Consider the following 26,061-nt stretch of genomic DNA (forward strand, 5'->3'; position numbering starts at 1 on the left):
CTGGAAAAAACAGGGTAGGAGCAAGTCGGTATGATCACCACTATCTATTCAGATAGTGGCAGGGGTGTGCTGTTCAGTTTTTATGCGTTGCTAACAGCAAGCCCAGTTCATAGGCTTTGGACACGGCATGCACGCGGCTGCGTACATCCAGTTTGGCGAAGATCTGGTCGATGTGATATTTGACGTTGACTTCGGTGAGTTCAAGGATGGTGGCTATTTCCCAGTTGGTTTTTCCTTCATGCATCCAGTGCAGGATTTCTCTTTGCCGCTCACTGAGGGTTTTATTATTGATACCGGGTCTGACGGGAAATTCTTCTACCTTAGTTAGGGCGTGTGCAAGTGCCAGGTGCAGATGAGGTGTCAACAAGGCCAGCAGATAAGCGTGCTGATGACTGACTTCAAAGGGCAGATTTGTGAAGATGAAATAGCTGGAAAAATGCCCGCTCAGGTCCAGCATGCCATGGGCAACGGTGTTATGCATTTTCTGCTTCTTGAATGAAGCCAGCCATTCAGCGGGGACTGCATGATCATCACGCCCCGTCTGGAAGAAAACCGGTTCCTGTGTTTCCCGCCATTTTTGCATCAAGGGACTATTTGCCCGGCCTTTGCTGTCGAGCAGGGATTGATAATAGTGGTAGCTCTCTGCCGGGCAATTGAACTGCAATAATTTATGTACATAGTTGCCCTGCGGGCTGACGCCACCTACGCCGCAGACCATCATTTCATGCGGCAAGATTTCGCGCAATATGCCTTGTGCGATCATGCTGAAGTCATTTGCATTGCGGGTTTCTGCACAAGCCATGATGATGGGCAGTATGGATGTCCTGGAGAGTTGCTCTGCAAAGTTCACCATGTCTGTATTCGTCCTTCTGGCTACTTTAAATTTGCGTGATGGGTGGGAGATGCTACGAATGCTGGCGCTGATATAGGGTGGATGGCGCATGGATGCTTGCTCATGCGCCACCTTCGTACTTACAAGGCTGCTGCGTAGATCGCCCTGGCATCTTCCTTCGTCACTTCACGTGGATTATTTCCGAGCAGGCGCGTTTGCAGCATGGCGTCGCTGGCGAGTTGATCGAGATCTTGCTCAGTGACACCAACCTGGCTCAGGCGGGTTTCTATGCCTACTCGGGTTGCCAGGTCTTCCATGGCCTTGATCATGGCGTGGCAACGCTGCTCAGCCGTTCCTGTGGCTTCTGGTGCGATGATGGTGGCCAGCTCAGCGTACAGTTCAGCTGCATGGCTGGCATTGAAGCGCAGTACATGGGGCAAGACCAGGGAATTCGACAAACCATGTGGCACATGGAAGATGCCACCTACCGGGTAGGCCAGCGCATGCACTGCCGCGCAGGGCGCATTGGCAAAAGACTGCCCGGCCAGCATGGCACCGAGCAGCATGGCCTGCCTTGCCGCCAGGTTGTTGCCATTGGTACAGGCTTCGTCAATATTGTTCCAGAGTAATTTTAAAGCCTGTACCGCCAGCATGTCGGACAGCGGGTTCTTTTTATGCTTGGTGGTATAGGCTTCTATCGCATGCACCATGGCATCAATGCCGGTGGCGGCGGTGACCTTGGGTGGCAAGCCTGTTGTCAGGTGCGCATCGAGGATGGCGATGTCAGCATATAGCTGTGGCGCGACCACGCCCATCTTGGTGGTGGCACCCGTGGTGACGATGGAGATAGGGGTAACTTCAGAACCTGTTCCAGCCGTGGTCGGGATTTGTATCAACGGCAGGCGCTTGCCTTTGACATTGCCTATGCCATACATGGTGGACAGGCTTTGATCGCTGCCAGCCAGGATGGCGATGAGTTTTGCCACGTCCATGGAACTGCCACCGCCCAGGCCGACGACCATTTCAACTTGCAGGCTGCGTGCATTGGCTACTGCCTGCAAGACCACCGCTTCTGGCGGGTCGGCAATCACGTCGGAGAAAATACTGACTTTGAGTTGTTCCGTTTCCAGGCTGGCTATCACTGGCTGTACCAGGCCAGTACGCAGGAAACCGGCATCGGTCACCAGCAGTACATGGCTAATCGCTGGAAATTCCTGGCGTATGATTTTACCCAGGCGCGTTGCTGCACCGGTTTGGCTGATCAAGCTGGGGACGGTTCTAAATTCAAAGTCATTCATATTTACATTTTCCGATTGTGGCTAGATGTTTAAAGGTAGTGAAGCAAGGTGTGATTCCAATCTGTTAGTGCGTTTCTGTTCCGATTTAATACCTGGTCTTCATCGTACTATATCCGGTAAGCAGTTGCTTGCATCTTGCTTGTTCCTCACTTGTGTCCTTTGTTTGTATCTTTAATTTACGATGATTTCTGGTTACCTATGGATATAGTTTTGCTTGGGTTTGCGGCTTTCTTTGCCGGATTTGTTGATTCCATCGTTGGCGGTGGTGGGCTAGTTCAGGTGCCGGCCTTGTTTTCTTTCTTGCCGGGAACGGCCCCCGCAACGCTCTTGGGTACCAACAAGATGGCTGGTATCTGGGGTACGACAGTAGCGGCTGCTCGCTATATGAGGACAGTGAGTTTGCGCTGGAGCATGGTGGTACCAGCCGCCATGATGGCTTTTGTATTTTCTTTTGCTGGCGCTTTCCTGGTAACACACATCCCGCCTACCTATTTGCGTAAGGCATTACCTTTCATTTTGTTGGCCGTAGCTATCTATACCTTCAAGAAAAAAGAGTTCGGGGCTGACAATAAGCCAGTGTTTGTGGGGAGCAAGGAGACTTATATGGCTATGCTGATAGGAGCAGGCATCGGGTTTTACGATGGCTTCTTTGGGCCAGGTACGGGCAGTTTCTTCATGTTTTTGTTCGTTCGTATCTTCGGCTATGACTTTCTCCGAGCCTCTGCGGCTGCCAAAGTATTAAATGTCGCATGCAATACCGCAGCGCTCATCTGGTTTGGTTACAGTGGTCATGTGCTCTGGATGCTGGGTTTAACAATGGCCGTATGTGGTGTTGGTGGATCAATTTTAGGTAGTCATTTGGCAATAAAACACGGCACATCATTTGTTCGCAGGATGTTCCTCGGCGTGGTGATGGCATTGATATGTAAGACTAGCTATGATGGTTTTCTCAAATAGCTGTGTTTCACGTGAAACAGTCGGAAGGTGAAAAACGGGGCTTCGGCCCCATTTTTTATGTCTTGATACTCATGTTTCACGTGAAACATAGATCTAAATAAAAAGAGAATCTTTAGCTCGTCAAAGTTTGCACTGCAAAACAAACTATAATCGAGCCTCATCTCCTAGATTCTCAGAAATCCACCATGTTTTATCCTAAAGAATTCGATGTCATCGTCGTCGGCGGCGGTCACGCCGGTACTGAAGCTGCACTCGCTGCTGCCCGTATGGGGCAGTCCACACTGTTGTTGACCCATAATATCGAGACCCTGGGTCAGATGTCCTGCAACCCATCCATAGGTGGGATAGGTAAGGGGCATCTGGTTAAAGAGGTCGATGCCATGGGGGGTGTCATGGCGATAGCCACTGATGAGGCAGGCATACAATTCCGTATCCTGAATTCATCCAAAGGCCCTGCTGTGCGTGCTACCCGTGCTCAGGCTGACCGTATCTTGTACAAGCAAGCCATCCGTAGTCGCCTGGAAAATCAGCCTAATTTGTGGTTATTCCAGCAGGCAGTAGATGATTTGCTGGTCGAAGGAAATCGCGTTGTCGGTGCCGTGACCCAGGTTGGCATCCGTTTCCGCGCCCGTGCAGTCGTGCTAACAGCAGGTACTTTCCTTGATGGGAAGATACACGTGGGCTTGAATAACTACTCCGCAGGCCGAGCGGGTGACCCACCAGCGATCTCTTTGTCTGCTCGTTTGAAAGAGCTGGCGCTACCACAAGGCCGTTTGAAGACTGGTACGCCGCCACGCATAGACGGTCGCAGCATCGATTTTTCGCTCATGCAAGAGCAGCCAGGTGATCTTGATCCTGTGCCGGTGTTCTCGTACATGGGTAATGCCAGCATGCATCCAAGGCAGTTGCCATGCTGGATTACTCATACTAATGAAAAAACCCATGACATTATCCGTGCTGGTCTGGATCGCAGCCCGATGTACACGGGTGTTATTGAAGGGGTAGGTCCACGCTATTGTCCATCGATAGAAGACAAAATACATCGCTTCGCCAGCAAGGAATCGCACCAGATTTTCCTGGAGCCTGAAGGCCTGACCACGAATGAGTTTTACCCTAACGGGATCTCTACCAGCCTGCCTTTTGATGTGCAGCTGGATCTCGTACGTTCCATGCGCGGTATGGAAAGCGCTTACATCCTGCGCCCTGGCTATGCGATTGAATATGATTATTTTGATCCGCGTGGTTTGAAATCATCGCTGGAAACCCGCCAGATTGAAGGTCTGTTCTTTGCCGGACAGATCAATGGCACGACCGGTTACGAAGAAGCAGCAGCCCAGGGCATGTTGGCTGGCCTGAATGCTGCCCTGAAAACTCAGGGTAAAGAAGCCTGGGTGCCACGTCGTGATGAAGCTTATCTGGGTGTGCTGGTAGATGATCTGATTACCAAGGGTGTGCAAGAACCCTACCGCATGTTTACCAGCCGTGCTGAATTCCGCCTGAGTTTGCGTGAAGATAATGCCGATATGCGCCTGACTGAGATAGGCCGCCAACTGGGTTGTGTCAGCGATGCCCAATGGCAGCAGTTTGAAGAAAAGCGTGAAAGTGTTTCGCGTGAAATGGAAAGACTGCGCTCTACCTGGGTCAATCCGCGCATCCTGGCCGACGTCGAAGCCGAGCGCGTTGTTGGCAAGGCTTTGGAGCGTGAGTATTCCCTGGCTGATTTACTGCGTCGCCCGCAAGTGACTTATGACAGCCTGATGAGTTTGCAAGGTGTGGAAGGGCAGGAGCTGGCCGGGCCAGGTGTGCTCGATCCACATGTGCGCGAGCAGGTTGAGATACAGGTCAAATACGCCGGTTACATAGACAGGCAGGCCAAAGAGGTTGAGCGCCATGCGCATTTTGAAAACCTCAAAATGCCGGCCAATTTTGATTACATGGAAGTGAACGGGCTTTCCATCGAAGTCCGGCAAAAGCTGAATAAGCACCAGCCTGAGAGCCTGGGTCAATGTGGTCGTATTTCCGGCGTGACGCCTGCGGCAATTTCCTTGCTATTAGTCCATTTGAAGAAGCGCGGTTTTAAAGAGTTCATGGCAAATGCAGATGTTGTCGTCGAGGGCCAGGCTGAGTGATTCACGTGGAACATCAAACTACGCCCGTGTCTTGCAAGTGCTTTGGCATCTGCACGTATTCAGGCGATGAAAAAAAACGAAAACAAAAATTGAAATGAAAAACAAGAAATTAATCGAGGACCAGGCCGTATGATTCACGTGGAACAAGCACAGTTACGATCGATGTTACAGAGCGGTGTTGAGGAGTTATCGCTGGATTTAAATAATGATCAAATTGACAATATGATTGTGTATTTGACATTGTTATCAAAATGGAACTCTGTTTATAACCTGACGGCTATCCGTGACCCCAAAGAAATGGTAAAACAACATTTGCTGGATTCGCTCTCTGCAGCGCCGGCATTCAAGGATGCAAAAAATATACTGGATGTAGGGGCAGGTGGCGGTTTGCCCGGTATGATGCTGGCGATTACTTATCCACAGGCAAAAGTGTCCATGATAGATACGGTCAGTAAAAAGACCGCCTTTCTGACCCAGGCAAAGACTGAGCTGGGTTTGAGGAATGTTACTGTCCATACCGGCAGGGTAGAAGCCTTGCAGGTCAAAGAGCCATTTGACGTCATCACTTCACGCGCATTTTCTGAGCTGGCTAATTTTGTCAATTGGTCTGGTCATCTGCTGGCAGATGGCGGCCAGTTCATTGCAATGAAGGGCGTACAACCTAAGCAGGAAATAGACAGCCTTCCCGCTGGCTGGCATGTGGACAAGTTGCAAGCTTTGACGGTGCCTGGTTTGCAGGCAGAACGTCACCTCGTCTTTATCAAGAAAACCCAGGCCTGATCTCACGGAAACCTCTATGGCAAAAATCTTTTGTGTCGCAAACCAAAAAGGTGGTGTGGGTAAAACCACCACTACCGTCAATCTCGCCGCAGGCCTGGCGAAACTCGATCAACGCGTCTTACTGGTTGATCTCGACCCCCAGGGTAATGCCACCATGGGAGCAGGTATCAATAAGGCAAAGCTGACCGCTTCCATCTATGAAGTCTTGCTGGGTATGTCGGATGTGACAACGGCCAAACTGCGTTCTGAATCTGGCCGCTTTGATGTTCTCCCCGCTAACCGAGAGTTGGCAGGTGCTGAAGTAGAAATGGTCTCGCTGGATAACCGTGACAAGCGCCTGCGTGAAGCCCTGGCCAAGGTCGATGCTGACTATGACTTCATCCTCATCGATTGTCCGCCAGCCTTGTCGCTGCTGACCCTGAATGGCCTATGCGCCGCGCATGGAGTGATTATCCCCATGCAGTGTGAATACTATGCGCTTGAGGGTTTGTCCGATCTGGCCAATACCATCAAGAAAGTCTCTGCCAATCTCAACCCAGACTTGAAGATAGTCGGCCTGCTGCGTGTGATGTTTGACCCACGGATGACACTGTCGCAACAAGTCTCCGACCAGCTGGAACAGCATTTCGGCGACAAGGTCTTCAAGACCCTGATCCCGCGCAATGTGCGTCTGGCAGAAGCACCATCTTACGGCATCCCCGGCGTGGTGTTTGATCCTGCATCCAAAGGGGCGCAAGCCTATATTGCCTTTGGTGCAGAGATGGTGGAAAGAATTAAACAACTGGAAAAATAAGTATGTCGATCAAAAAACAAAAAGGTCTGGGCCGTGGCCTGGACGCCTTGCTCGGCGGTGCCGCCGACTTTGCCGAAGCCGTGCCTACCGTCACTGGTGCCCCTACCAGCCTCAACGTGGCACAAATGCAGGCTGGCAAGTATCAACCCCGTACCCGCATGGACGAAGGCGCACTGGCCGAGCTGGCTGCCTCCATCAAGGCCCAGGGTCTGATGCAACCTATCCTGGTTCGCCCCATAGGACAAAACAATGGCGTGACCCGCTACGAAATCATTGCTGGTGAACGTCGTTTCCGCGCATCGCAAATGGCTGGCATGGATGAAGTTCCGGTATTGGTCAAGGATGTGGATGACCAGGCCGCCGCCGCCATGGCCCTCATCGAGAACATGCAGCGTGAAGACTTGAATCCCTTGGAAGAAGCCCAGGGTATACATAGGTTGATCACCGACTTTTCTTTCACCCATGAGCAGGCGGCCAATGCAGTAGGGCGCTCCCGCAGCGCTGTATCGAACCTGTTGCGTCTGCTGAACTTGGCCAAACCCGTGCAAACGATGCTGATGGCTGGTGACATCGACATGGGTCATGCCCGTTCCCTACTGGTCACAGATGCTGCCACACAGATACAACTGGCTAACCAGATCGTCGCCAAGCGCATGTCTGTCCGTGAAGCAGAAAAGCTGGTCGCCAAGACCACGGCTGAGATGAATGCCAGCGGCAAGCCGCGTGACAAGGCAGAAAAATCCCGCGACATCACCCGTCTTGAAGAAGAACTATCCGATTTGCTGGCAACCCAGGTTGCCTTGAAACTGGGCAGCAAGGGCAGGGGACAAATGCTGATAGACTTTGCCGACCTTGATAGCCTGGACGGCATCATCCTGAAAATTCGCGGACAGTAAAAAGACTTGATCCATGCAGATACTGACTTTGCCCGGCCTTTATAGCTCTGGTCCCGGCCACTGGCAAACACGCTGGGAAGCCGAATTACCGAATGTAAAAAGAGTAGAGCAACAAGACTGGGATAATCCAGTCAAGGATGTGTGGGTCGCCACTTTATCAGCTGCTGTCAATGCAGTGCCTGACGAAGTGGTGCTGGTTGCGCATAGCATGGGTTGTGCGCTGACGGCCTGGTGGCTGGCGTCAGATAAGCCCGGCGTTGTGGATAAAAGCAAAGTCAGGGCGGCATTCCTGGTGGCTCCACCAAATGTGGGCAGGGAAAATTTCCCCGCACCCACATTTAATCCCATGCCGCAGATCCGGTTTCCGTTTCCGGTTGTCGTGGTAGCATCCAGCGACGACCCCTGGTGTGACCTGCCAATTGCACAAGCCTGGGCAAAAAGCTGGGGGGCGGTGCTGCACCTGATCGGTGCGAAAGGCCATATCAATGGCGACTCTGGACTGGGTAGCTGGAAACAAGGCCAAGACTGGCTCAACACATTAATCACAAAAACGGCAAAGCCAGTACAATAATAAAAAAGCACCAAAATGTTGCATTTTGGTGCTATGCACCAAACGTTTGACGATATACATCAAACGTTTGACGTTATTACGCACAACCACGTATAATTCCGTGGTTTTGATAGGCGAGGATTTGCGCTGCCCGGTTATATCGTGGCAAGACAAACAAATTCAATGCCTGACCGTAAAAATAGGCTTTACGCAAAATTATCCGGCAACGTATAGCGCTGCTATACATTACAAGCCGCAATGTCCCAGAGGCAATTTTGCGTAAGTCCTAAATAGTGAGGGAAGCATGGCACGTATCGTACTGCTGCAAATGCTGGCAGCCGTGGTCGTGACCGTGCTGGCCGGTATCATAGGTGGTTTTTCCCTCGCACTTTCTGCCCTGGTAGGTGGATTGTGTTGTGCGATTCCAAATGCTTTTTTTGCGTTGCGCTTGAGTATCAGCGCCCGGAAGCCTGGAGGAGCCAACCCGGTGAGTTTTTTCATCGGTGAATTTATCAAGATTGCATTGACAATTGCGCTGATGGCTGCAGTTGTCTTCTGGTACCGCGATGTCAACTGGCCGGCTTTTCTGATCGCCTTCATCGTAGTGCTGAAAAGTTATTTTATTTTACTATTTAGACAACGACCATGAGCGCAACCGAGCACGCCCCAACCGCGTCAGAATATATTGTTCATCACCTTGGACATTTTTCGACCAAACATCAAGACAAGATCGTTGATTTTTCCATCTTCAATATGGATACCATTTTTTGGTCCATTTTTGCAGGTGTACTTGGCAGCCTGATTTTGTTCCTGGCTGCACGTAAAGCCACTTCTGGAGTTCCAGGCCGCTTCCAGGCAGCTGTAGAAATCCTGGTAGAAATGGTGGAAGAACAATCCAAGGGCATTGTCCACGGTGACCGTAGCTTTATCGCTCCGTTGGCCTTGACTGTATTTGTCTGGGTTGCCCTGATGAACTCACTGGATTTCCTGCCAGTGGATCTGTTTTCCGGTTTGTTTGCATTGTTGGGTGTTGAGCATATATTCACCCACCATCGCGTAGTGCCGACTGCTGATTTGAATGGCACCCTGGGCATATCTCTGGGCGTGCTGGCACTGATGCTGTATTACAGTATCAAGATCAAAGGCCTGGGTGGCTTCCTGCATGAATTGGTTTCTGCGCCTTTCGGCATCAAGATGGCACCATTCAACCTGATCTTGCAATTGATTGAATTTGCTGCAAAAACTGTATCCCTGGGTATGCGACTGTTCGGTAACATGTTTGCGGGTGAATTGTTGTTCCTGTTGATCGCTTTGCTGGGTTCGATGGCAACAGTATTTGGTGTGTTTGGTCATTTGGTTGCAGGTTCCATTTGGGCAATCTTCCACATTTTGATCGTATTCTTGCAAGCCTTCATTTTCATGATGCTGACACTGGTATATATCGGCCAGGCGCACGAGTCTCACTAAGTTTTGCGAAGTTTTTGTAGTAGTAACAGTTTTGGTTTTTTGGTTTTTTGGTTTTAGCTTTTTATTATTTTTAACTTTTAAGGAAATGTCATGACTGATTTATCTTTTGTTGCTTTGGCTTGCGGTTTGATCATCGGCTTGGGCGCTATCGGTGCTTGTATCGGTATCGCTATCATGGGTGGTAAATACCTGGAAGCATCTGCTCGTCAACCAGAATTGATGAACACATTGCAAACTAAGATGTTCTTGCTGGCTGGTCTGATCGATGCTGCGTTCCTGATCGGTGTTGGTATCGCTATGCTGTTTGCATTCGCTAACCCATTTAAATAATCAGTTCTTCCTTCTACTGCCGGGAGCATTTGCTTCCGGCTTGATCCATTTAGATAAGGAATTACCGTGAACTTAAACGCAACATTGTTCGTTCAGTTTGGGGTTTTCTTCATCTTGGCAATGTTCACAATGAAATTTGTGTGGCCGCCACTGATGAACGCGCTCGACGAGCGTGCGAAGAAAATCGCAGACGGACTGGCTGCCTCCGATAAAGCGCAAAAAACATTGCAAGACGGTGCCAAAGCGGCTCAAGACGCATTGAATGCTGCTCGTGAAGAAGGCCAAAAACAGATCCTCAACGCAGAACAACGCGCTGCCAAGATTGTTGACGAAGCCAAAAACACAGCCGCTGCTGAAGCTGCACGCATTCTTGCTGCTGCAAACGCCGATGCTGAAAATCAAGTGACCAAAGCACGCGAAGAATTGCGCGACCAGGTTGCTACGCTGGCAGTCAAAGGTGCAGAACAAATTCTGAAACGTGAAGTCAACGCATCTGCTCACGCTGATCTGTTGAACCAACTGAAAACCGAGCTGTAATCATGGCCGAAATCGCAACGATCGCTCGTCCTTACGCAGAAGCGCTGTTTCGTGTTGCCCAAACCGGTAACCTGTCCGCCTGGTCGGAACTGGTTACCGAAATGGCACAGGTAGGTGCGCATCCCGATGTACAAGCTCTTGCACACAACCCCAAAGTCTCGGCTGATCAAAAAGCTGAGATTTTCTTGTCTGCGATCAAATCTCCAGTGACTGCTGAAGCGAAAAACTTCATCAACACACTTGCTGACTATGACCGCCTGACTCTGTTGCCGGAAATCGCTTTCCAGTTTCATGCTCTGAAAAACGCCTTCGAAGGCGCAGCAGATGCAGAAGTGACTAGCGCATTTGAATTGTCGGCAGCTCAGTTGAGCGAACTGGCAGTGACATTGGAAAAGAAATTTGGCCGCAAGTTGCACCCTACAGTCAAAGTGGATTCCTCTTTGATCGGTGGTGTACGCATCGTGGTTGGTGATCAGGTGCTCGACACGTCGGTTCGCGCGAAGCTGCAGAAAATGCACGTCGCCCTGACCGCGTAAGAACGTAATAAATATTAGGAGTTAGTATGCAACTCAACCCATCTGAAATCAGCGAGCTGATCAAGAGCCGGATTCAAGGCCTTGGTGACACAGCTGAGATTCGCAATCAAGGTACGGTTATCTCCGTTACCGACGGTATCTGCCGCATTCACGGTCTGTCTGACGCGATGCAAGGCGAGATGCTGGAATTCCCAGGCAACACATTTGGTCTGGCGCTGAACCTGGAACGTGATTCCGTTGGTGCCGTTATCTTGGGTGACTACGAACACATCTCCGAAGGCGATACAGTTAAATGTACCGGCCGTATTCTGGAAGTGCCTATCGGTCCTGAACTGCGTGGTCGTGTAGTTAACGCGCTGGGTCAGCCTATCGACGGCAAAGGTCCTATCAATGCAAAACTGTCCGCGCCTATCGAAAAGATTGCGCCTGGCGTTATTGCACGTCAATCCGTTTCTGAACCTATGCAAACTGGCCTGAAGTCTATCGACTCCATGGTACCGGTTGGCCGTGGTCAGCGCGAATTGATCATTGGCGATCGTCAAACTGGTAAAACAGCTGTTGCGATCGATGCCGTGATCAATCAAAAAGGTCAAAACGTTACATGTATCTATGTAGCGATTGGTCAAAAAGCTTCTTCCGTTAAAAACGTTGTGCGCGCTCTCGAAGCCCACGGCGCCATGGAATACACCATCGTTGTTGCTGCTACTGCTGCTGAATCTGCAGCGATGCAATACGTATCCGCATACTCCGGTTGCGCGATGGGTGAATACTTCCGTGACCGCGGTCAAGATGCACTGATCATTTATGATGATCTGTCCAAACAAGCTGTCGCTTACCGTCAGGTTTCCCTGTTGCTGCGCCGCCCACCAGGCCGTGAAGCTTACCCAGGTGACGTATTCTATTTGCATAGCCGTTTGCTGGAACGTGCAGCGCGCGTTAACCCAGACTACGTTGAAGCTTTCACCAAAGGTGAAGTTAAAGGTAAAACAGGTTCTTTGACAGCATTGCCTATCATTGAAACTCAGGCTGGTGACGTTTCCGCTTTCGTTCCTACCAACGTAATTTCGATTACTGACGGTCAGATCTTCCTGGAAACATCCTTGTTCAATGCAGGTATCCGTCCAGCGATTAACGCTGGTATCTCGGTTTCCCGCGTTGGTGGTGCTGCGCAGACTAAAGTTATCAAAAACTTGTCCGGCGGTATCCGTAATGATTTGGCACAGTACCGTGAATTGGCAGCGTTTGCCCAGTTCGCTTCTGACCTCGATGAAGTAACACGCAAGCAGCTTGATCGTGGTGCCCGCGTCACTGAATTGTTGAAGCAAGCTCAATATGCTCCACTGTCTATCTCCCTGATGGCCGTTACTCTGTTCTCCGTGAACAAAGGCTTCCTGGATGATGTAGCGGTCAAGCAAGTGCTGGCATTCGAAGCAGGCGTACATGGCTACATGAAAACGAACCATGCAGCATTGCTGCAGAAAATCGAAGAAACCAAGCAACTCGACAAAGATGGTGAAGCTGCCATGGCTGCCGCAATTGCTGATTTCAAAAAAACCGGTTCCTATTAATTTACTGTAGCTAGAAGGAGTCAATACTCATGGCTGCAGGCAAAGAGATACGTGGCAAGATCAAAAGCGTAGAAAATACGAAGAAGATCACTAAGGCGATGGAAATGGTCGCCGCATCCAAAATGCGCAAGGCGCAAGACCGGATGCGTGCGGCTCGTCCGTACAGTGAAAAAATTCGTACGATCACTGCTAACTTGTCACAGGCCAACCCAGAGTACACGCATCCTTTTATGGTGCAACAAGATCTGTCCAAGAAAGTTGGCGTGATTGTTGTAACGACAGATAAAGGTTTGTGTGGCGGTCTCAACACGAACGTGTTGCGTCTGGTCACGAGCAAAATGCGTGAACTCGAAGGTAAGGGTTCAAAGATAGAAGCGGTCGCAATTGGTAATAAAGGTCTCGGCTTCCTGAATCGCGTAGGTGCGCAAGTGGTTTCCCATGTCACACAATTGGGCGACACTCCTCACCTCGACAAGCTGATAGGTCCAGTCAAGGTTTTGCTGGATGCGTATCAGGAAGGCAAGCTGGACGCGGTTTATCTGAGTTATACAAAGTTTATCAACACCATGAAGCAAGAGCCGGTGATGGAGCAGTTGCTGCCCCTGACAGCGGACAAACTCGCGACAGAGAAGAATGCCCATACCTGGGATTATCTGTATGAGCCAGATGCTGCGACGGTGATTGATGAATTGTTGATACGTTATGTAGAAGCACTGATTTTCCAGGCCGTAGCGGAAAACATGGCATCTGAACAATCGGCCCGTATGGTGGCGATGAAATCAGCAACTGATAACGCAGGTAACGTGATTGGCGAACTGAAACTGGTTTATAACAAAACCCGTCAAGCCGCCATTACCAAAGAGCTCTCCGAGATCGTCGCCGGCGCGGCAGCGGTCTAAACTGAATTTAAATATTAAGAAGGAACGAACATGGCTAATGGCAAAATCGTTCAGTGTATCGGCGCTGTTGTGGACGTTGAATTTCCACGCGACGCGATGCCTAAGATTTATGACGCCTTGAAAATGGAAGGCTCCGAGCTGACATTGGAAGTTCAGCAGCAATTGGGTGACGGCATTGTCCGTACCATTGCTCTGGGTACTTCTGATGGTCTGCGTCGTGGCATGACTATTACCAACACTGGCAAACCTATCATGGTACCCACCGGCAAAGCAACGCTGGGTCGTATCATGGACGTACTGGGTAATCCTATCGATGAATGCGGTCCTGTCAGCCACGAGCAGACAGCTTCGATTCACCGTAAAGCCCCTGCCTACGACGAACTGTCCCCATCCCAGGAATTGCTGGAAACCGGTATCAAGGTTATTGATCTGGTTTGCCCATTCGCTAAAGGTGGTAAGGTCGGTCTGTTCGGTGGTGCGGGTGTAGGTAAGACCGTTAACATGATGGAACTGATTAACAACATCGCCAAGGCACACAGCGGTTTGTCCGTGTTTGCCGGTGTGGGTGAGCGTACTCGTGAGGGTAATGACTTCTACCACGAAATGGCTGACGCAAAAGTGGTTGATCTGGAAAATCCAGAAAACTCCAAAGTTGCGATGGTGTACGGTCAGATGAATGAACCACCAGGTAACCGTCTGCGTGTTGCTCTGACTGGTTTGACGATCGCTGAAGGTTTCCGTGACGAAGGCAAAGACGTTTTGTTCTTCGTGGATAACATCTACCGTTACACACTGGCTGGTACTGAAGTATCTGCTTTGCTGGGTCGTATGCCTTCTGCCGTGGGTTATCAACCTACTCTGGCTGAAGAAATGGGCCGTCTGCAAGAGCGTATTACATCCACTAAAACTGGTTCGATCACATCGATCCAGGCCGTGTATGTTCCAGCGGATGATTTGACCGATCCATCTCCTGCAACGACGTTTGCTCACTTGGATTCCACCGTTGTTTTGTCCCGTGACATCGCTTCCCTGGGTATCTACCCAGCGGTTGATCCACTGGATTCAACATCCCGTCAGCTGGACCCACAAGTGGTTGGTGTAGAGCACTATGAAACAGCCCGCGCTGTTCAAGGTACTTTGCAGCGCTACAAAGAATTGCGTGACATTATCGCGATTCTGGGTATGGATGAATTGGCTCCTGAAGACAAACTGCTGGTCGCACGTGCACGTAAGATGCAGCGTTTCCTGTCTCAGCCTTTCCACGTTGCTGAAGTGTTTACCGGTGCTCCAGGTAAATACGTTTCCTTGAAAGAAACGATCCGTGGTTTCAAAATGATCGCTTCCGGCGAGCTCGATCACCTGCCAGAACAAGCGTTCTACATGGTAGGTACTATCGACGAAGCAATCGAAAAAGCGAAAAAACTGGCTGCTGCTTAATAATAATTAAGCGCACTGGCGGTGCGGCTGAACTGGTCGCACCATAGCTTTTTTGAGCGAATAATAAGGGTCCAACATGGCACACACTATTCACGTTGACGTGGTTTCCGCAGAGGAGCTGATCTTCTCTGGTGAAGCCGAATTCGTCGCGTTGCCGGGTGAGGCTGGTGAATTGGGTATCTATCCGAAACATACACCACTGATTACCCGCATCAAGCCGGGCGCGGTGCGCATCAAGATTCCGGGCAAAGCCGAAGACGAATTCGTATTCGTCGCCGGTGGCCTGCTTGAAGTGCAACCAGATGCAGTGACAGTTTTGGCTGATACAGCGATTCGCGGTCACGACCTGGACGAAGCCAAAGCCAGCGAAGCCAAGAAACTGGCTGAACAAGCTTTGGTTAATCGTGATTCCAAAATTGACTATGCGCAAGCACAGGCAGAATTGGCTTCCGCGATCGCCCAATTGGCAGCGATACAAAGATTGCGTCAAAAGCGTTAATTTCGCTGCGAAAATTTTTCGCGACGAAAGCAGTACAATGGAAAGGCAGCTCAGGCTGCCTTTTTGTTTTTCCAAAATCCGATACTGGAACTGCCCATGCCTATGGAACTAGCCCTGATTGCTGAGATACTGAGCAAAAGCAAAACCATTGCCGTCGTTGGTCTGTCATCAAAGACTTCAAGACCCAGCCATGGTGTGGCCGCTTACATGCAGGCGCATGGCTATCGCATCATCCCGGTCAATCCGCGCGAAGCAGGGAATATCATACTGGGCGAATACTGTTATCCAGACCTGATCACCGCAGCGGCTGAGCATCGTATTGATATCGTCGATTGCTTCCGCAATGCGGCTGATATTCCACCCATCGTGGTAGAAGCCATACAAATAGCCGCACCTTATCTGTGGATGCAATCAGGCATCGTCAATGCTGAAGCTGCCGCCAGGGCAGAGGCTGCAGGTATCAAAGTCGTCATGGACAAATGCATCAAGATCGAACATCTTTACCATCAATGATACCGCTGACTATGGTGGCAGCGGATTCTTCCGCTTAAGTAGCATTAAGCAGTATTCAGGCTCGATTCAGTCATGTACTCAAGCATGAATGATCATTCATAAAAAGCCCGGTGCGGCTCCACGTAGATCAATTTTATCGACTTGAGCAGTTTGTAAATGATAGCTGCCAGCAATACATAGAAATAACTTACAAGCAGGCTATATAAACCGCCGATCATAAACAGATTGAACAGGTCAGCGATATCGATGCGCTTGTCGTTGATCATCATAATGACCGCAGCACTAACACCAAAAGCCAGCGCCATGACGAACGGAGCAAAATGGCAGTAGAAAACAAACTTGTCGTCGTCCAGGCGAATAAAAGCAAAGCCGAACATCAGCAGCACCAACAAATACGGTATGCCACCAATAAACAGAGAGCCAACCAGAAAGCGCGATAGGTCGCGCAGCACCCCAAATTGTGCGCATGCGAGGCTGAGCAAACTCAGCACTATGGGCAATAACAATGCGGCCAGGTGAGGTTTTCTTCCGTATCATGTGCAATGAGTTTGCAATGTATGTCACACAAAAAGTGTATTACTGCTGAATGCATTTGTATTGTTGTTAGGGTATGCAGCACTTTTCATACTATCATCAAAACATTATCTCTGATTCTGAGATACTTCCTTTGTAAGCTAACAATATTGATTGGGGACTTGAATGACAGTTGCGGACTTGTTTCGGGTAGGTAAAGGTTTTCAGGTCAATGATGCGGATGCCAATAAAAAACTGCTGGGATTGGCAGCCACTGATAAGAATGCAGACAAGGCTGCCGACAAGCTGACGACACTAAAGCTGGCCGAAGAAATTTCTACCCTGCAAAATGTCTTGTATGCAGGCCATGAGCGCAAGCTGCTGATCATCCTGCAAGGCATGGATACCTCCGGCAAAGATGGTACGGTCAAAGGTGTGTTCGGACAAATCAATCCCCTTGGCGCACGAACCGTGGCTTTCAAGGCTCCCAGTACGGATGAAAAGAATCACGACTATCTGTGGCGCATCCATAAAGAAGTGCCGGGCAAGGGTGAGGTCACCATCTTCAACCGCAGCCACTATGAAGATGTGTTGATCACTCGCGTACATGAGTGGATAGACCAGGCCGAATGCAAACGCCGCTATGCACAAATCCGTGATTTTGAGCGCATGCTGGCCGAGACTGGCACGGTGATCCTGAAATTCTTCCTGCATATTTCCAAGGCAGAGCAAAAAGCCAGACTGGAAGAGCGTCTGGCCGATCCTGACAAGCACTGGAAATTCGATCCCCAGGACCTGGAAGAGCGCAAGTACTGGGACGCTTATCAAGAAGCGTATGAAGATGCATTGCTGGCAACTGACGCTGATCACGCGCCTTGGTATGCCGTGCCATCAGATTCGAAGACCCAGCGCAATCTGGTGATCGCCAGCATAGTGCAAGAAAAAATGCTGGACCTGAAACTCAAATATCCTCCGGGAAACTCTGAATTCAGCAAGCTCAAGGTGGAATGAAGTTCAATTTTTTACCTGAGCTGGTCGCAGCACCGCTGTATCCATTGCTGGCCTGGCAGGGGCAGCGTACCCGCGCGGGGACGCCACGCTTGCCTGAAGCCAGTGACCAGGCATATGGGAGGTTGACTCACAGCAATCATCCTGTGGATAACTTGCGGGTCTTGGGTATAGGTGAATCACCGGTTGCTGGCGTTGGCGTGGCAAATTACAAAGAAGCCATTACTGCTCAACTGGCTTTGGCCCTGGCAAATAAATTGGATGTCACGGTGGAATGGCATGCCCTGGGGCAAAACGGCGCACGTTTAGCCTGGGCCAGAACAGCCCTGCCTGATTTACGTTCGATGCCAGCCTGGGATGTGATCCTGGTCGCTTTTGGTGTGAACGATACAACCAGCTTTTGTTCGGTCAATAGCTACCGGGCAGAATTGCATTGCTTGCTGGATGAATTGCAGACAATGATGGAACCAACAAGTATCGTCATTCTGGCTGGGGTTCCACCCATGCAGGTTTTTCCTGCCTTGCCTTCTCCTTTGCGCCAGGTTTTAGACATGAAGGCGCGGGTTCTGGATCAAATAAATAGCGAAATGGCAGCATCCCGGCAGCAAGTTTTGCATTTGCCGTTTGCCGCAAATCTTCAAGATGTGCGCCAGATGGCCGAAGATGGCTACCATCCGTCAGCACTTGGCGTCAGTATTTGGGCCGAAGAATTAGCGAAAACATTTCTGCAAAATCGTCAAGAAAAATAATCGAGATCTGCTACTTATGCACAATTTAGCTTGCATGCTATTTATGCACAAAAATCGATAATTATTAGAAATCAGTAATCACTATCAATAGAATCAATGACTTACGTAATAATCCTGTTAACCGAATTTAAAACTAATCAGTAAACTGGCATTCTGTCATTTCTATCCACAAAGTTATCCACAGTTTATTACCGGAAATTTTGCTGAAAATTGCACCACTTGTTGCAGATCAGATGCCGAGACTGCGCGCATAGGCGATAATGTCGCTTATACAGCAATAGCCTGCGTAGTTTGACCATGTCAGTAGATAAGCAGATGCGCGCAGCGTCACCGAAAGCCCTTATGTCCATGAATTTTGCCCCGCTCAAAAATGATACCTTCCTGAGAGCACTGTTGCGCCAGGAAACTGATTACACACCGCTATGGCTGATGCGCCAGGCTGGTCGTTATTTGCCAGAATACCGTGCCACCCGCAAAGGTGCCGGCTCTTTCCTCAGCCTGGCCAAGAATCCCGGTTTCGCCACTGAAGTGACTTTGCAACCAATCGACCGTTATGGGCTGGATGCTGCCATCCTGTTCTCAGATATTTTGACTGTACCAGATGCGATGGGCCTGGGCCTGTACTTTGAAGAAGGCGAAGGCCCCAAGTTTGAGCGCCCGTTGAAAGATGAAAAAGATGTCATGGCACTCAAAGTGCCAGAAGCAGGCAGCCTGCAATATGTATTTGATGCCGTAACGCAAATTCGCACTGCACTGGATGGCCGTGTGCCGTTGATCGGTTTCTCCGGTAGCCCATGGACACTGGCCTGTTATATGGTAGAGGGCCAGGGTTCGCGCGACTTCCATACCGTCAAGGGCATGATGTACAAGCGCCCTGACCTGATGCACCACATCCTGCGCACCAATGCCGACGCTGTAGCTACTTACCTCAATGCGCAAATCGATGCCGGTGCTCAGGCCGTGATGATATTTGATAGCTGGGGTGGGGCGCTGGCAGATGGCGCTTATCAAGAGTTCTCGCTGTCTTATATGCGCGATATCGTCAGTCAGCTGCAAAAAGAAAAAGATGGCAAGCGTATTCCTGCCATCGTCTTTACCAAAGGTGGTGGCTTGTGGCTGGAACAGTTGGCCGACATCGGTGCCGATGCCCTGGGACTGGATTGGACCGTGAACCTGGGCCAGGCGCGCGCCAAAGTTGGCAACAAGGTCGCCTTGCAAGGTAATCTGGATCCGGCGGTATTGTTTGCTGAGCCAGAGCAAATCCGCCAGCAAGTGATTGCCGCGCTGGATAGTTATGGCAAGCCTGCGGCTGGCCACGGCCATGTATTTAACCTGGGCCACGGCATTTCGCAATTTACACCAGTTGAGTCAGTTAGCGTGCTGGTCGAAACGGTGCATGAATACAGCCGCAAGCAACGTCACTCTGCATAAAGGGGCATTTTTATTGCCATTTTATTGAAGCCAGCGACCTCTTCAGCCAGCATTGCTGTTTAGCTCACTGGCAAAGTCTGTATATTTAGCCACTGGCAAAACAACAATTGCTGGAAATGCTTGTCATTGCGTTATGTTGCTCTGCAAAACATAGCACTGGCGTGCTTTTCCAGCCAGAAGGCTGTGGAAAACCAATGGATTAGCGGCAGAAAAATTTTGCATTTCTATGCACACTTTCTGTTACTTATGCACAAAATCGGGGCGACAAAAAATATTTTCAAAATTATTTTTTTGTTCCCCAGCATTTTTTACAAGTTATTGATTTTAAACGATTAAATTCTAGGCTCTGAGATAGGGCATTTTGTGGAAACCCACGTAAACGCTAGCGAAAACCGATGTCAATAGACCTTTCTCCACAAAGTTATCCACAGAAACTGTGGATATGTAAAAAAGCCTTATGAAATCAATAGTTAGCGGTGCTTTTTGTGGTTTGCGCTAGATTGTGAAACAAGTTTATCTGCGCGTTGCCCTTGATACCCCTCTTGACAGAACCTTCGATTATCGGTGGACAGCACAAGAAGAGGGCGGGATGGCTGTCAACTTGCCCCAGATTGGGCAACTGGTGGCTCTGCCTTTTGGTCGCCAGGAAGTCGTCGGCCTGATCATGGATGTGGTCACCGAGACGGATGTTCCGGTTGACAAGCTGCGTGACGTCATTGCCGTGCGGCACGAGTTGCCCTCCATGAACAGGGAATGGCTGGCGCTCTGCCAGTTTGCCGCCGAATATTACCAGCGCCCCTTGGGCGAGGTGGCGATACCCGCCTTGCCCAAAAACCTGAAGGCCATCAAGACAGTATCCCTGCAGCGTGCCATCAAGAAGCTGGCCAAATTGCCTGAGCAGGCTGATGTCAGCCCGCTGGGCGAGCCGCAATTAAATCCCGAGCAACAAGCTGCTGTGGACGCAGTTGCCAATGCTGAGGGCTACGCCCCGCATCTCCTATTCGGAGTGACAGGCAGCGGCAAGACAGAAGTGTATTTGCAGACCGCCGCCAAAGTGCTGGCCAAAACCCCGGATGCCCAGATCCTGATCCTGGTGCCAGAGATTAACCTGACACCACAGCTTGAATCCCATATCCGCGCCCGTTTTCCCGGCCTGATGCTGTCCACTCTGCATAGCGGTATGGCCGAAGGTGAGCGCTTGCTACACTGGCTGGCCGCACATACCGGGCGTGCTCGCATCGTGCTCGGTACGCGCCTGGCGATGCTGGCATCCTTGCCCAGGCTGAAACTGCTGATTATTGATGAAGAGCATGACCCTTCCTACAAACAACAGGAAGGCCTGCGTTATTCTGCCCGTGACCTCGCCGTGTGGCGGGCGCGCCAGCTGTCCATACCCATCTTGCTGGGTTCTGCCACACCCTCGCTGGAAAGCTGGCAGGGCGCGCAGACTGGTCGCTACCGCTTGCTGGAATTGCACGAACGCGCTGTCCAGCATGCAGTCCTGCCCATCATACGCATCATCAACCTGGAAAGAGAAAAGCCCAGCGAAGGCCTGACCCAAAGACTGATAGGTGCGATCAAGCTACGTCTTGAAAAGGGTGAGCAATCACTATTGTTCTTGAACCGGCGCGGTTATGCACCTGTGCTGGCTTGCGATGCCTGCGGCTGGATCAGCAATTGCACCCGTTGCACTGCCCATCTGGTTTTGCATAAAGGCGACCATAGACTACGCTGCCATCACTGCGGTCTGGAACAGCGCATACCGCGCTCATGCCCAACTTGCGGCAATATTGACTTGCAGCCATTGGGTCGTGGCACCCAGCGCATGGAAGAAAGCCTGGCCCTGCTTTTCCCGGAGGCCAGGGTATTCCGTATCGATGCCGACTCTACGCGCCTCAAGGGCAGTGCGGCTGCCGCCTTTGAGCGCGTGCATGCAGGTGAAGTCGATATCCTGATAGGTACGCAAATGGTTGCCAAGGGACATGATTTCAAACGCCTGACTCTGGTGGCGGCCTTGAATCCCGATGCTGCCCTGTTCTCGCAAGACTACCGCGCCAGCGAGCGCCTGTTCGCCCAGCTCATGCAGGTGGCGGGCCGGGCAGGGCGGGCCGCGCAAAAAGAAGGCGGTAACGCCTCCGAGGTGCTGGTACAAACCCGCTACCCTGACCATCCGCTCTACCATGCGCTGATGGCACACAATTACCCTGACTTTGCCAAAGACTTGCTGGACGAACGCCAGCAAGCGCATATGCCGCCCTTTATGTACCAGGCTTTATTGCGGGCAGAAGCCAAAGAACTGGAAACCGCCATCAGCTTTTTGAAAGAAGCAGCGATCTGTACCGAACATCAGGGCATCATGATCAATGACCCCATCCCCATGACCATGACACGGGTCGCCAATGTGGACAGGGCACAGTTGCTGGTCGAGTCAGTCTCGCGCCCTGCATTGCAAGCCTTCGTCAAAGCCTGGATTGCTGATCTGCGCGCCATGAAAAGCCGGGTCAGGTGGTCGGTGGAAATTGATCCTGTGGATATCTAATTACTTACCCACATGCGCCTGAGATTGGTGATCAGTTAAAATTGCTGTTCAAACCTGCCAATGAACACAAAGATTGCCCATGCCACTCAGCCGCTACCTGACCACTTTTCCTGAAATATCCCCAGATTGTTATATACACCCCAGTGCCCAGCTCATTGGTGACGTGCAACTGGGGCCGGACAGTTCGGTCTGGTGCAATGCCGTCTTGCGTGGCGATGTCAATCACATACGCATAGGTCATAGCAGCAATATCCAGGATCTGGCCATGGGCCATGTCTCACACAAGAATGCCAGCAAGCCTGCCGGTTCGCCTCTCATAATCGGTGACTATGTGACGATCGCCCATTCCGTTATCCTGCATGGCTGCAGCATAGGCGATGAATGCCTGATAGGCATGGGCAGCATTGTCATGGACGATGTAGTTATCCACAAGCATGTCATGCTTGGTGCTGGCAGCCTGGTGCCACCTGGCAAGGTACTGGAAAGCGGCTATCTCTATGTAGGCCGCCCGGCAGTCAAAGTACGCGCTCTTACGGCAGAAGAAATCAGCTATTTCAAATACTCTGCCGAGCACTATGTGCGCATCAAGAATAATTATCTGGCCAACACTGCAGGTAGATAGTGAATTTGCGAGCTGCTTATGAGTCAGAATCCGGCAAAACCATTTTTTGAGAGGTTTAGACCCACCTACCTTAGAAAGGCAAGACAGCATGAACGCAGCACAGGATGACGAGTACTGGATCACCACAGACAAGGACAAGATAGACATCAATGTCGTCCATCAATTTTTGAGTGCTGAGAGTGGCTGGGCCACCGGTATTTCACGCGCCGTGGTCGAAGAATCCCTGCGCAACTCCCTCTGTTTCAGCGTCTACCAGCAAGAGCGTATGGTGGGGTTTTGCCGGGTTATCACCGATATGGCGACCTTTGGTAACCTAGTTGATGTCTTTGTCGTGACTGACATGCGCGGCAAGGGTATCTCCAGATTACTCATGGAAGAAGTCATGAGACATCCAGTCATCAAAAAGTTGCGTCGCTTCACGCTCTCTACCACTACCGCTGCTGGCCTGTATGAAAAATTTGGTTTTACCCCTCTTGGCAAGCCAGAGTCTTTCATGGAAGTGTACAGGCCCAGGATTTACCTGGAATAAGCATTTTGCGCGTTGTCATGAAGCCGGTTTGTAAATTAGCTCACCAACATTGCTGGCATCAAAATACATCATCATCTGACGCTGCCCGGCTTTTTTGATGTCGCTTATTTTCTTGACGATCTGATCCGAGCGTGTCGCCTTGTCATGATAGTGGGCTTCAATTTCATAACGACCATCAGGCAGGGCCAGGAAAAGCCAGGGACCATCCAGGGTGGTGGTCAGTAACACGGCCTTGGTTTTTTCATCGCGCACGACGACTTTGATATCTGCCAGATAAGCGCCTGACTTACTCGCGGCAGTACGCAGCCATAAGGTGTATTGCCCCGCTTGCTGTTGTAATTCCTCCCTTTCTGTACTGCCTACGCCACCTGATACGCAGGCGATGTCCTTGTTCGAGCAATTGCTGCCCGCTGCCAGCACTGGCATGCCCAGGCTAAGGGATAGTGATAAGGGTAATAATATGGCTAATTTGATATGTTTCATGACATAGTCCTCCAGCGTAAAGTGTTCAGCATAGTGTTTGTCACTGTAGAGTGTTTGAGATGAGTCAAAGTTGCAACATCTTGCATACCAGCATGCTGTTTATGCTTGTCTGTCACTAGCAAACTGCGGCATATTGAAAGCGTAGACTTATCCACACGCGCAAAACATTCAGCTTCGACCAGACTTCCTTCTATCCAACATGCTTTCATTTCCACTAAAACTGACGATAGCCATATGGGTGGCAGTTGCCATTGTTGCGCCAGCTCAGGCGCTGGAGTCGGCCCTCAGCCTGAAAGATATCTATACCAGGACCGTTGAACAGCAAGTTCAGCCACCGCCAGAGGACTTGCAAAATTATATAGACCAGATGGTCGTGACCTTGAACAGTAACAACATCAGTAAGTTGCCTACACAATATATTTTGCTGGTTGATCGCAATCCCAAGGTTCAGATCTCCATCCTTTTCTGGCTCGACCAGGAAGGGCAGTATCAATTTATTGGTGCGTCTCCCGTGTCAACTGGGCGTTCTCTGGGCTTTGAACATTTTGAGACTCCAGTTGGTGTGTATGCCCATAGCCTGGCCAACCTGGATTACCGCGCCGAAGGCAGTAAAAACAGCAAGGGTGTCCGCGGATATGGCATCAAGGGGAGGCGTGTCTTCGATTTTGGCTGGCAAAAAGCCAAGAAAGGCTGGGGCGATAAAATCATTGCCGACATGCGTCTGCAAATGCATGCCACTGACCCCGGCTTACTCGAATCGCGCCTAGGTACTGTGCAATCCAAGGGGTGTGTACGCATACCTGGCACCTTGAATTTCTTGCTGGACCGCTATTCCGTACTGGATGCCGATTATTTGCAAGCGGTGTCAGAAGGTAAAAAATTCTGGGTACTCGATAAAAACCGTGAAGATAATCCCTGGGCCGGGCGTTACATGGTTGTTGTCGACAGTGGCAAAGAGCAAAAGCCTGAATGGGCAGCCTATACCCCACCTGCATCGGCTGTACCTGCGTCACGTAAAGTGGTGAAAGCCTCCTGAATTTTGGCAAAAGCGATAGCCAACCCAGAAATCGACTAAGATATCTCTGTCAGAAAATCTTTAGATCTCATTTCACTCCCAATGATGAAATGGGCGCTCATCACCTCAGGGAAATCCCATGTCCATAGAAACCTGGTTGTTGTATGTCGTTGCCGTTATGGTATTAACCATCACTCCTGGCCCTGCAGTGCTGATGTGTATCACCAACAGCATTAATTTTGGCGCCCGCATGACTTTGTTCCCGGCACTGGGCAATATCACCTCCCTCATTGCTATCATGACTTGTTCGGCGATCGGTATCGGTGCCATCCTGGCGACGTCGGCGCTGGTGTTTACCGTCATCAAATATCTGGGTGTGGCTTATCTCTTGTATCTGGGTATCAGCAGCCTACGAGCTAAGAGTAGTGATTTCGTTTTGCCCACGGAAACTGACATGCGCGGCACCCGCCTGCGCCTGTATGTCAAAGGCATGCTGGTTGGTATCAGCAATCCCAAGGCCTTGTTGTTCTTTACCGCCTTTTTCCCGCAATTCATCAATCCTGCTGCCGCCAAGTTGCCGCAATTTCTGGTTTTGTGCACAACCTTTGTATTTTTTGAATTCAGTGTACTGATGCTGTACGCCGTTTTTGCAGAACGTATGGGTCCATGGCTGCGCTCCAGGGGCAAGGCGAAGATGTTCAATCAGTTTTCTGGTGGCGTATTTGTAGCCGCAGCGGGTTTGCTGGCAACCGTAAAAAAGGCCAACGACTAAGGAGAGGATCATGTCACATAGCGAAGCATATAGTGAAAGCGGTTTCTGGGACAAACTCAAGAAATATGCCCAGGTCGCAGGCAGTGAAGTCATAGAAAAAGTCCTCTGTCTGTATTACGCAGCACAAAGGCCGGAGACCCCGGCCTGGGCCAAGACTGTCATTTTCGGTGCATTGGGGTATTTCATTTTTCCTCTGGATGCAGTGCCGGATGTTTTGCCTGCGCTTGGCTATGGCGATGATCTGGGCGTGATTGCAGGGGCGCTGGTGACCGTCAGTCTGTATATTACAGATGAAGTGAAGCAGAGTGCGCGGGACAGGATGAAGGCATGGTTTGGGCCGAAATCCGGCTAAAACTTATCCACTTTTTACTGCCAGTTT

29 protein-coding genes are annotated in these 26,061 nt (G+C 50.5%); 25 read left to right on the top strand and 4 right to left on the bottom strand.

The window, feature by feature from the left end; all coding sequences use genetic code 11:
- Positions 1-73 precede the first annotated feature (73 nt).
- On the bottom strand, positions 74-943 hold the full coding sequence (locus tag H8L47_RS15135; protein ID WP_186954428.1) for a response regulator transcription factor: 870 nt from the start codon (positions 941-943) through the stop codon (positions 74-76).
- Positions 944-972: 29 nt separating this feature from the next.
- Positions 973-2,130 (bottom strand): iron-containing alcohol dehydrogenase, encoded by a 1,158-nt coding sequence (locus H8L47_RS15140; RefSeq protein ID WP_186954429.1) that lies wholly within the window; start codon positions 2,128-2,130, stop codon positions 973-975.
- A 198-nt stretch (positions 2,131-2,328) separates the two neighbouring features.
- Here H8L47_RS15140 and H8L47_RS15145 point away from each other — a divergent pair, with 198 nt between their 5' ends.
- The 16 genes from H8L47_RS15145 (at position 2,329) to H8L47_RS15220 (ending at position 16,021) form a co-directional block, all read left to right on the top strand.
- Positions 2,329-3,087, top strand: a complete 759-nt coding sequence (locus H8L47_RS15145) for a TSUP family transporter (RefSeq protein WP_186954430.1) — start codon at positions 2,329-2,331, stop codon at positions 3,085-3,087.
- 185 nt (positions 3,088-3,272) lie between these two features.
- The gene (gene mnmG, locus H8L47_RS15150; protein ID WP_186954431.1) at positions 3,273-5,216 is read left to right on the top strand and encodes a tRNA uridine-5-carboxymethylaminomethyl(34) synthesis enzyme MnmG; all 1,944 of its coding nucleotides are present in this window, start codon (positions 3,273-3,275) and stop codon (positions 5,214-5,216) included.
- A 129-nt stretch (positions 5,217-5,345) separates the two neighbouring features.
- The gene (rsmG, locus tag H8L47_RS15155; RefSeq protein WP_186954432.1) at positions 5,346-5,996 is read left to right on the top strand and encodes a 16S rRNA (guanine(527)-N(7))-methyltransferase RsmG; all 651 of its coding nucleotides are present in this window, start codon (positions 5,346-5,348) and stop codon (positions 5,994-5,996) included.
- A gap of 16 nt (positions 5,997-6,012) precedes the next feature.
- Positions 6,013-6,789: a ParA family protein gene (locus H8L47_RS15160; RefSeq protein ID WP_186954433.1), complete on the top strand. Its 777-nt coding sequence runs from the start codon at positions 6,013-6,015 to the stop codon at positions 6,787-6,789.
- Positions 6,790-6,791: 2 nt separating this feature from the next.
- A complete protein-coding gene (locus H8L47_RS15165; RefSeq protein ID WP_186954434.1) occupies positions 6,792-7,685 on the top strand; it encodes a ParB/RepB/Spo0J family partition protein in 894 nt (297 codons plus the stop codon).
- Positions 7,686-7,698: 13 nt separating this feature from the next.
- Positions 7,699-8,256 (top strand): RBBP9/YdeN family alpha/beta hydrolase, encoded by a 558-nt coding sequence (locus H8L47_RS15170; protein WP_186954435.1) that lies wholly within the window; start codon positions 7,699-7,701, stop codon positions 8,254-8,256.
- A 283-nt stretch (positions 8,257-8,539) separates the two neighbouring features.
- The gene (locus H8L47_RS15175; protein WP_162061388.1) at positions 8,540-8,884 is read left to right on the top strand and encodes an ATP synthase subunit I; all 345 of its coding nucleotides are present in this window, start codon (positions 8,540-8,542) and stop codon (positions 8,882-8,884) included.
- On the top strand, positions 8,881-9,702 hold the full coding sequence (gene atpB, locus H8L47_RS15180; protein ID WP_162061387.1) for a F0F1 ATP synthase subunit A: 822 nt from the start codon (positions 8,881-8,883) through the stop codon (positions 9,700-9,702). Before H8L47_RS15175 ends, atpB begins: the two co-directional genes overlap by 4 nt.
- 90 nt (positions 9,703-9,792) lie before the next feature.
- Positions 9,793-10,032, top strand: a complete 240-nt coding sequence (gene atpE / locus H8L47_RS15185) for a F0F1 ATP synthase subunit C (protein WP_162019491.1) — start codon at positions 9,793-9,795, stop codon at positions 10,030-10,032.
- Positions 10,033-10,098: 66 nt separating this feature from the next.
- Positions 10,099-10,569 carry a F0F1 ATP synthase subunit B gene (locus tag H8L47_RS15190; protein ID WP_186954436.1) on the top strand — a complete coding sequence of 157 codons (471 nt, stop codon included), beginning with the start codon at positions 10,099-10,101 and terminating at the stop codon, positions 10,567-10,569.
- 2 nt (positions 10,570-10,571) lie between these two features.
- A complete protein-coding gene (locus H8L47_RS15195; protein ID WP_186954437.1) occupies positions 10,572-11,105 on the top strand; it encodes a F0F1 ATP synthase subunit delta in 534 nt (177 codons plus the stop codon).
- 26 nt (positions 11,106-11,131) lie between these two features.
- A complete protein-coding gene (gene atpA, locus H8L47_RS15200; protein ID WP_162061384.1) occupies positions 11,132-12,673 on the top strand; it encodes a F0F1 ATP synthase subunit alpha in 1,542 nt (513 codons plus the stop codon).
- A gap of 29 nt (positions 12,674-12,702) precedes the next feature.
- Positions 12,703-13,572 (top strand): F0F1 ATP synthase subunit gamma, encoded by an 870-nt coding sequence (gene atpG, locus H8L47_RS15205; RefSeq protein WP_186954438.1) that lies wholly within the window; start codon positions 12,703-12,705, stop codon positions 13,570-13,572.
- Positions 13,573-13,602: 30 nt separating this feature from the next.
- Entirely contained in the window at positions 13,603-15,009 is a 1,407-nt protein-coding gene (atpD, locus tag H8L47_RS15210; RefSeq protein ID WP_186954439.1) for a F0F1 ATP synthase subunit beta, read from the top strand.
- A gap of 76 nt (positions 15,010-15,085) precedes the next feature.
- Positions 15,086-15,508, top strand: coding sequence for a F0F1 ATP synthase subunit epsilon (locus H8L47_RS15215; protein ID WP_186954440.1), 423 nt, complete (start codon positions 15,086-15,088; stop codon positions 15,506-15,508).
- Between the two features lie 96 nt (positions 15,509-15,604).
- Positions 15,605-16,021 carry a CoA-binding protein gene (locus tag H8L47_RS15220; protein WP_230413755.1) on the top strand — a complete coding sequence of 139 codons (417 nt, stop codon included), beginning with the start codon at positions 15,605-15,607 and terminating at the stop codon, positions 16,019-16,021.
- Between the two features lie 92 nt (positions 16,022-16,113).
- On the opposite strand, the gene H8L47_RS15225 is transcribed toward H8L47_RS15220, so the two are convergent.
- Complete coding sequence (locus H8L47_RS15225; RefSeq protein WP_186954441.1) at positions 16,114-16,512, bottom strand: hypothetical protein; 399 nt, start codon at positions 16,510-16,512, stop codon at positions 16,114-16,116.
- 208 nt (positions 16,513-16,720) lie between these two features.
- On the opposite strand from H8L47_RS15225, the gene H8L47_RS15230 reads away from it, so the two are divergent.
- The 6 genes from H8L47_RS15230 (at position 16,721) to H8L47_RS15255 (ending at position 23,412) form a co-directional block, all read left to right on the top strand.
- Complete coding sequence (locus H8L47_RS15230; protein ID WP_186954442.1) at positions 16,721-17,545, top strand: PPK2 family polyphosphate kinase; 825 nt, start codon at positions 16,721-16,723, stop codon at positions 17,543-17,545.
- Complete coding sequence (locus tag H8L47_RS15235) at positions 17,542-18,291, top strand: SGNH/GDSL hydrolase family protein (RefSeq protein WP_186954443.1); 750 nt, start codon at positions 17,542-17,544, stop codon at positions 18,289-18,291. The genes H8L47_RS15230 and H8L47_RS15235 overlap by 4 nt, the downstream gene beginning before the upstream one ends.
- A gap of 342 nt (positions 18,292-18,633) precedes the next feature.
- Positions 18,634-19,722, top strand: coding sequence for a uroporphyrinogen decarboxylase (hemE, locus tag H8L47_RS15240; protein ID WP_186954516.1), 1,089 nt, complete (start codon positions 18,634-18,636; stop codon positions 19,720-19,722).
- Between the two features lie 502 nt (positions 19,723-20,224).
- A complete protein-coding gene (locus H8L47_RS15245) occupies positions 20,225-22,261 on the top strand; it encodes a primosomal protein N' (protein WP_186954444.1) in 2,037 nt (678 codons plus the stop codon).
- Positions 22,262-22,340: 79 nt separating this feature from the next.
- Positions 22,341-22,883 (top strand): gamma carbonic anhydrase family protein, encoded by a 543-nt coding sequence (locus H8L47_RS15250; protein ID WP_186954445.1) that lies wholly within the window; start codon positions 22,341-22,343, stop codon positions 22,881-22,883.
- Positions 22,884-22,971: 88 nt separating this feature from the next.
- Positions 22,972-23,412: a GNAT family N-acetyltransferase gene (locus tag H8L47_RS15255; protein ID WP_186954446.1), complete on the top strand. Its 441-nt coding sequence runs from the start codon at positions 22,972-22,974 to the stop codon at positions 23,410-23,412.
- 15 nt (positions 23,413-23,427) lie between these two features.
- On the opposite strand, the gene H8L47_RS15260 is transcribed toward H8L47_RS15255, so the two are convergent.
- Positions 23,428-23,895 carry a hypothetical protein gene (locus H8L47_RS15260; RefSeq protein WP_186954447.1) on the bottom strand — a complete coding sequence of 156 codons (468 nt, stop codon included), beginning with the start codon at positions 23,893-23,895 and terminating at the stop codon, positions 23,428-23,430.
- A 199-nt stretch (positions 23,896-24,094) separates the two neighbouring features.
- Between H8L47_RS15260 and H8L47_RS15265 the strand changes: the two genes are divergently transcribed.
- From H8L47_RS15265 to H8L47_RS15275, 3 genes are all read left to right on the top strand, one after another.
- Positions 24,095-24,931, top strand: a complete 837-nt coding sequence (locus tag H8L47_RS15265; RefSeq protein WP_186954448.1) for a murein L,D-transpeptidase — start codon at positions 24,095-24,097, stop codon at positions 24,929-24,931.
- Positions 24,932-25,049: 118 nt separating this feature from the next.
- Positions 25,050-25,682, top strand: coding sequence for a LysE family translocator (locus H8L47_RS15270; protein ID WP_186954449.1), 633 nt, complete (start codon positions 25,050-25,052; stop codon positions 25,680-25,682).
- 10 nt (positions 25,683-25,692) lie between these two features.
- Positions 25,693-26,034 (top strand): YkvA family protein, encoded by a 342-nt coding sequence (locus tag H8L47_RS15275; protein ID WP_186954450.1) that lies wholly within the window; start codon positions 25,693-25,695, stop codon positions 26,032-26,034.
- The last annotated feature ends 27 nt before the right edge of the window (positions 26,035-26,061 follow it).

The sequence above is a fragment of the Undibacterium umbellatum genome (assembly GCF_014284125.1).
Taxonomy (GTDB): domain Bacteria; phylum Pseudomonadota; class Gammaproteobacteria; order Burkholderiales; family Burkholderiaceae_D; genus Undibacterium; species Undibacterium umbellatum.

Coding starts and splice junctions, on each gene's coding strand:
- H8L47_RS15275 (WP_186954450.1), top strand. CDS start 25,693: ATGTCACATAGCGAAGCATATAGTGAAAGCGGTTTCTGGGACAAACTC.
- atpE (WP_162019491.1), top strand. CDS start 9,793: ATGACTGATTTATCTTTTGTTGCTTTGGCTTGCGGTTTGATCATCGGC.
- H8L47_RS15140 (WP_186954429.1), bottom strand. CDS start 2,130: ATGAATGACTTTGAATTTAGAACCGTCCCCAGCTTGATCAGCCAAACC.
- hemE (WP_186954516.1), top strand. CDS start 18,634: ATGTCCATGAATTTTGCCCCGCTCAAAAATGATACCTTCCTGAGAGCA.
- rsmG (WP_186954432.1), top strand. CDS start 5,346: ATGATTCACGTGGAACAAGCACAGTTACGATCGATGTTACAGAGCGGT.
- H8L47_RS15265 (WP_186954448.1), top strand. CDS start 24,095: ATGCTTTCATTTCCACTAAAACTGACGATAGCCATATGGGTGGCAGTT.
- H8L47_RS15145 (WP_186954430.1), top strand. CDS start 2,329: ATGGATATAGTTTTGCTTGGGTTTGCGGCTTTCTTTGCCGGATTTGTT.
- atpB (WP_162061387.1), top strand. CDS start 8,881: ATGAGCGCAACCGAGCACGCCCCAACCGCGTCAGAATATATTGTTCAT.
- H8L47_RS15160 (WP_186954433.1), top strand. CDS start 6,013: ATGGCAAAAATCTTTTGTGTCGCAAACCAAAAAGGTGGTGTGGGTAAA.
- H8L47_RS15175 (WP_162061388.1), top strand. CDS start 8,540: ATGGCACGTATCGTACTGCTGCAAATGCTGGCAGCCGTGGTCGTGACC.
- atpG (WP_186954438.1), top strand. CDS start 12,703: ATGGCTGCAGGCAAAGAGATACGTGGCAAGATCAAAAGCGTAGAAAAT.
- H8L47_RS15165 (WP_186954434.1), top strand. CDS start 6,792: ATGTCGATCAAAAAACAAAAAGGTCTGGGCCGTGGCCTGGACGCCTTG.
- atpD (WP_186954439.1), top strand. CDS start 13,603: ATGGCTAATGGCAAAATCGTTCAGTGTATCGGCGCTGTTGTGGACGTT.
- mnmG (WP_186954431.1), top strand. CDS start 3,273: ATGTTTTATCCTAAAGAATTCGATGTCATCGTCGTCGGCGGCGGTCAC.
- H8L47_RS15135 (WP_186954428.1), bottom strand. CDS start 943: ATGCGCCATCCACCCTATATCAGCGCCAGCATTCGTAGCATCTCCCAC.
- H8L47_RS15230 (WP_186954442.1), top strand. CDS start 16,721: ATGACAGTTGCGGACTTGTTTCGGGTAGGTAAAGGTTTTCAGGTCAAT.
- H8L47_RS15195 (WP_186954437.1), top strand. CDS start 10,572: ATGGCCGAAATCGCAACGATCGCTCGTCCTTACGCAGAAGCGCTGTTT.
- H8L47_RS15170 (WP_186954435.1), top strand. CDS start 7,699: ATGCAGATACTGACTTTGCCCGGCCTTTATAGCTCTGGTCCCGGCCAC.
- atpA (WP_162061384.1), top strand. CDS start 11,132: ATGCAACTCAACCCATCTGAAATCAGCGAGCTGATCAAGAGCCGGATT.
- H8L47_RS15260 (WP_186954447.1), bottom strand. CDS start 23,895: ATGAAACATATCAAATTAGCCATATTATTACCCTTATCACTATCCCTT.
- H8L47_RS15220 (WP_230413755.1), top strand. CDS start 15,605: ATGCCTATGGAACTAGCCCTGATTGCTGAGATACTGAGCAAAAGCAAA.
- H8L47_RS15215 (WP_186954440.1), top strand. CDS start 15,086: ATGGCACACACTATTCACGTTGACGTGGTTTCCGCAGAGGAGCTGATC.
- H8L47_RS15250 (WP_186954445.1), top strand. CDS start 22,341: ATGCCACTCAGCCGCTACCTGACCACTTTTCCTGAAATATCCCCAGAT.
- H8L47_RS15255 (WP_186954446.1), top strand. CDS start 22,972: ATGAACGCAGCACAGGATGACGAGTACTGGATCACCACAGACAAGGAC.
- H8L47_RS15270 (WP_186954449.1), top strand. CDS start 25,050: ATGTCCATAGAAACCTGGTTGTTGTATGTCGTTGCCGTTATGGTATTA.
- H8L47_RS15235 (WP_186954443.1), top strand. CDS start 17,542: ATGAAGTTCAATTTTTTACCTGAGCTGGTCGCAGCACCGCTGTATCCA.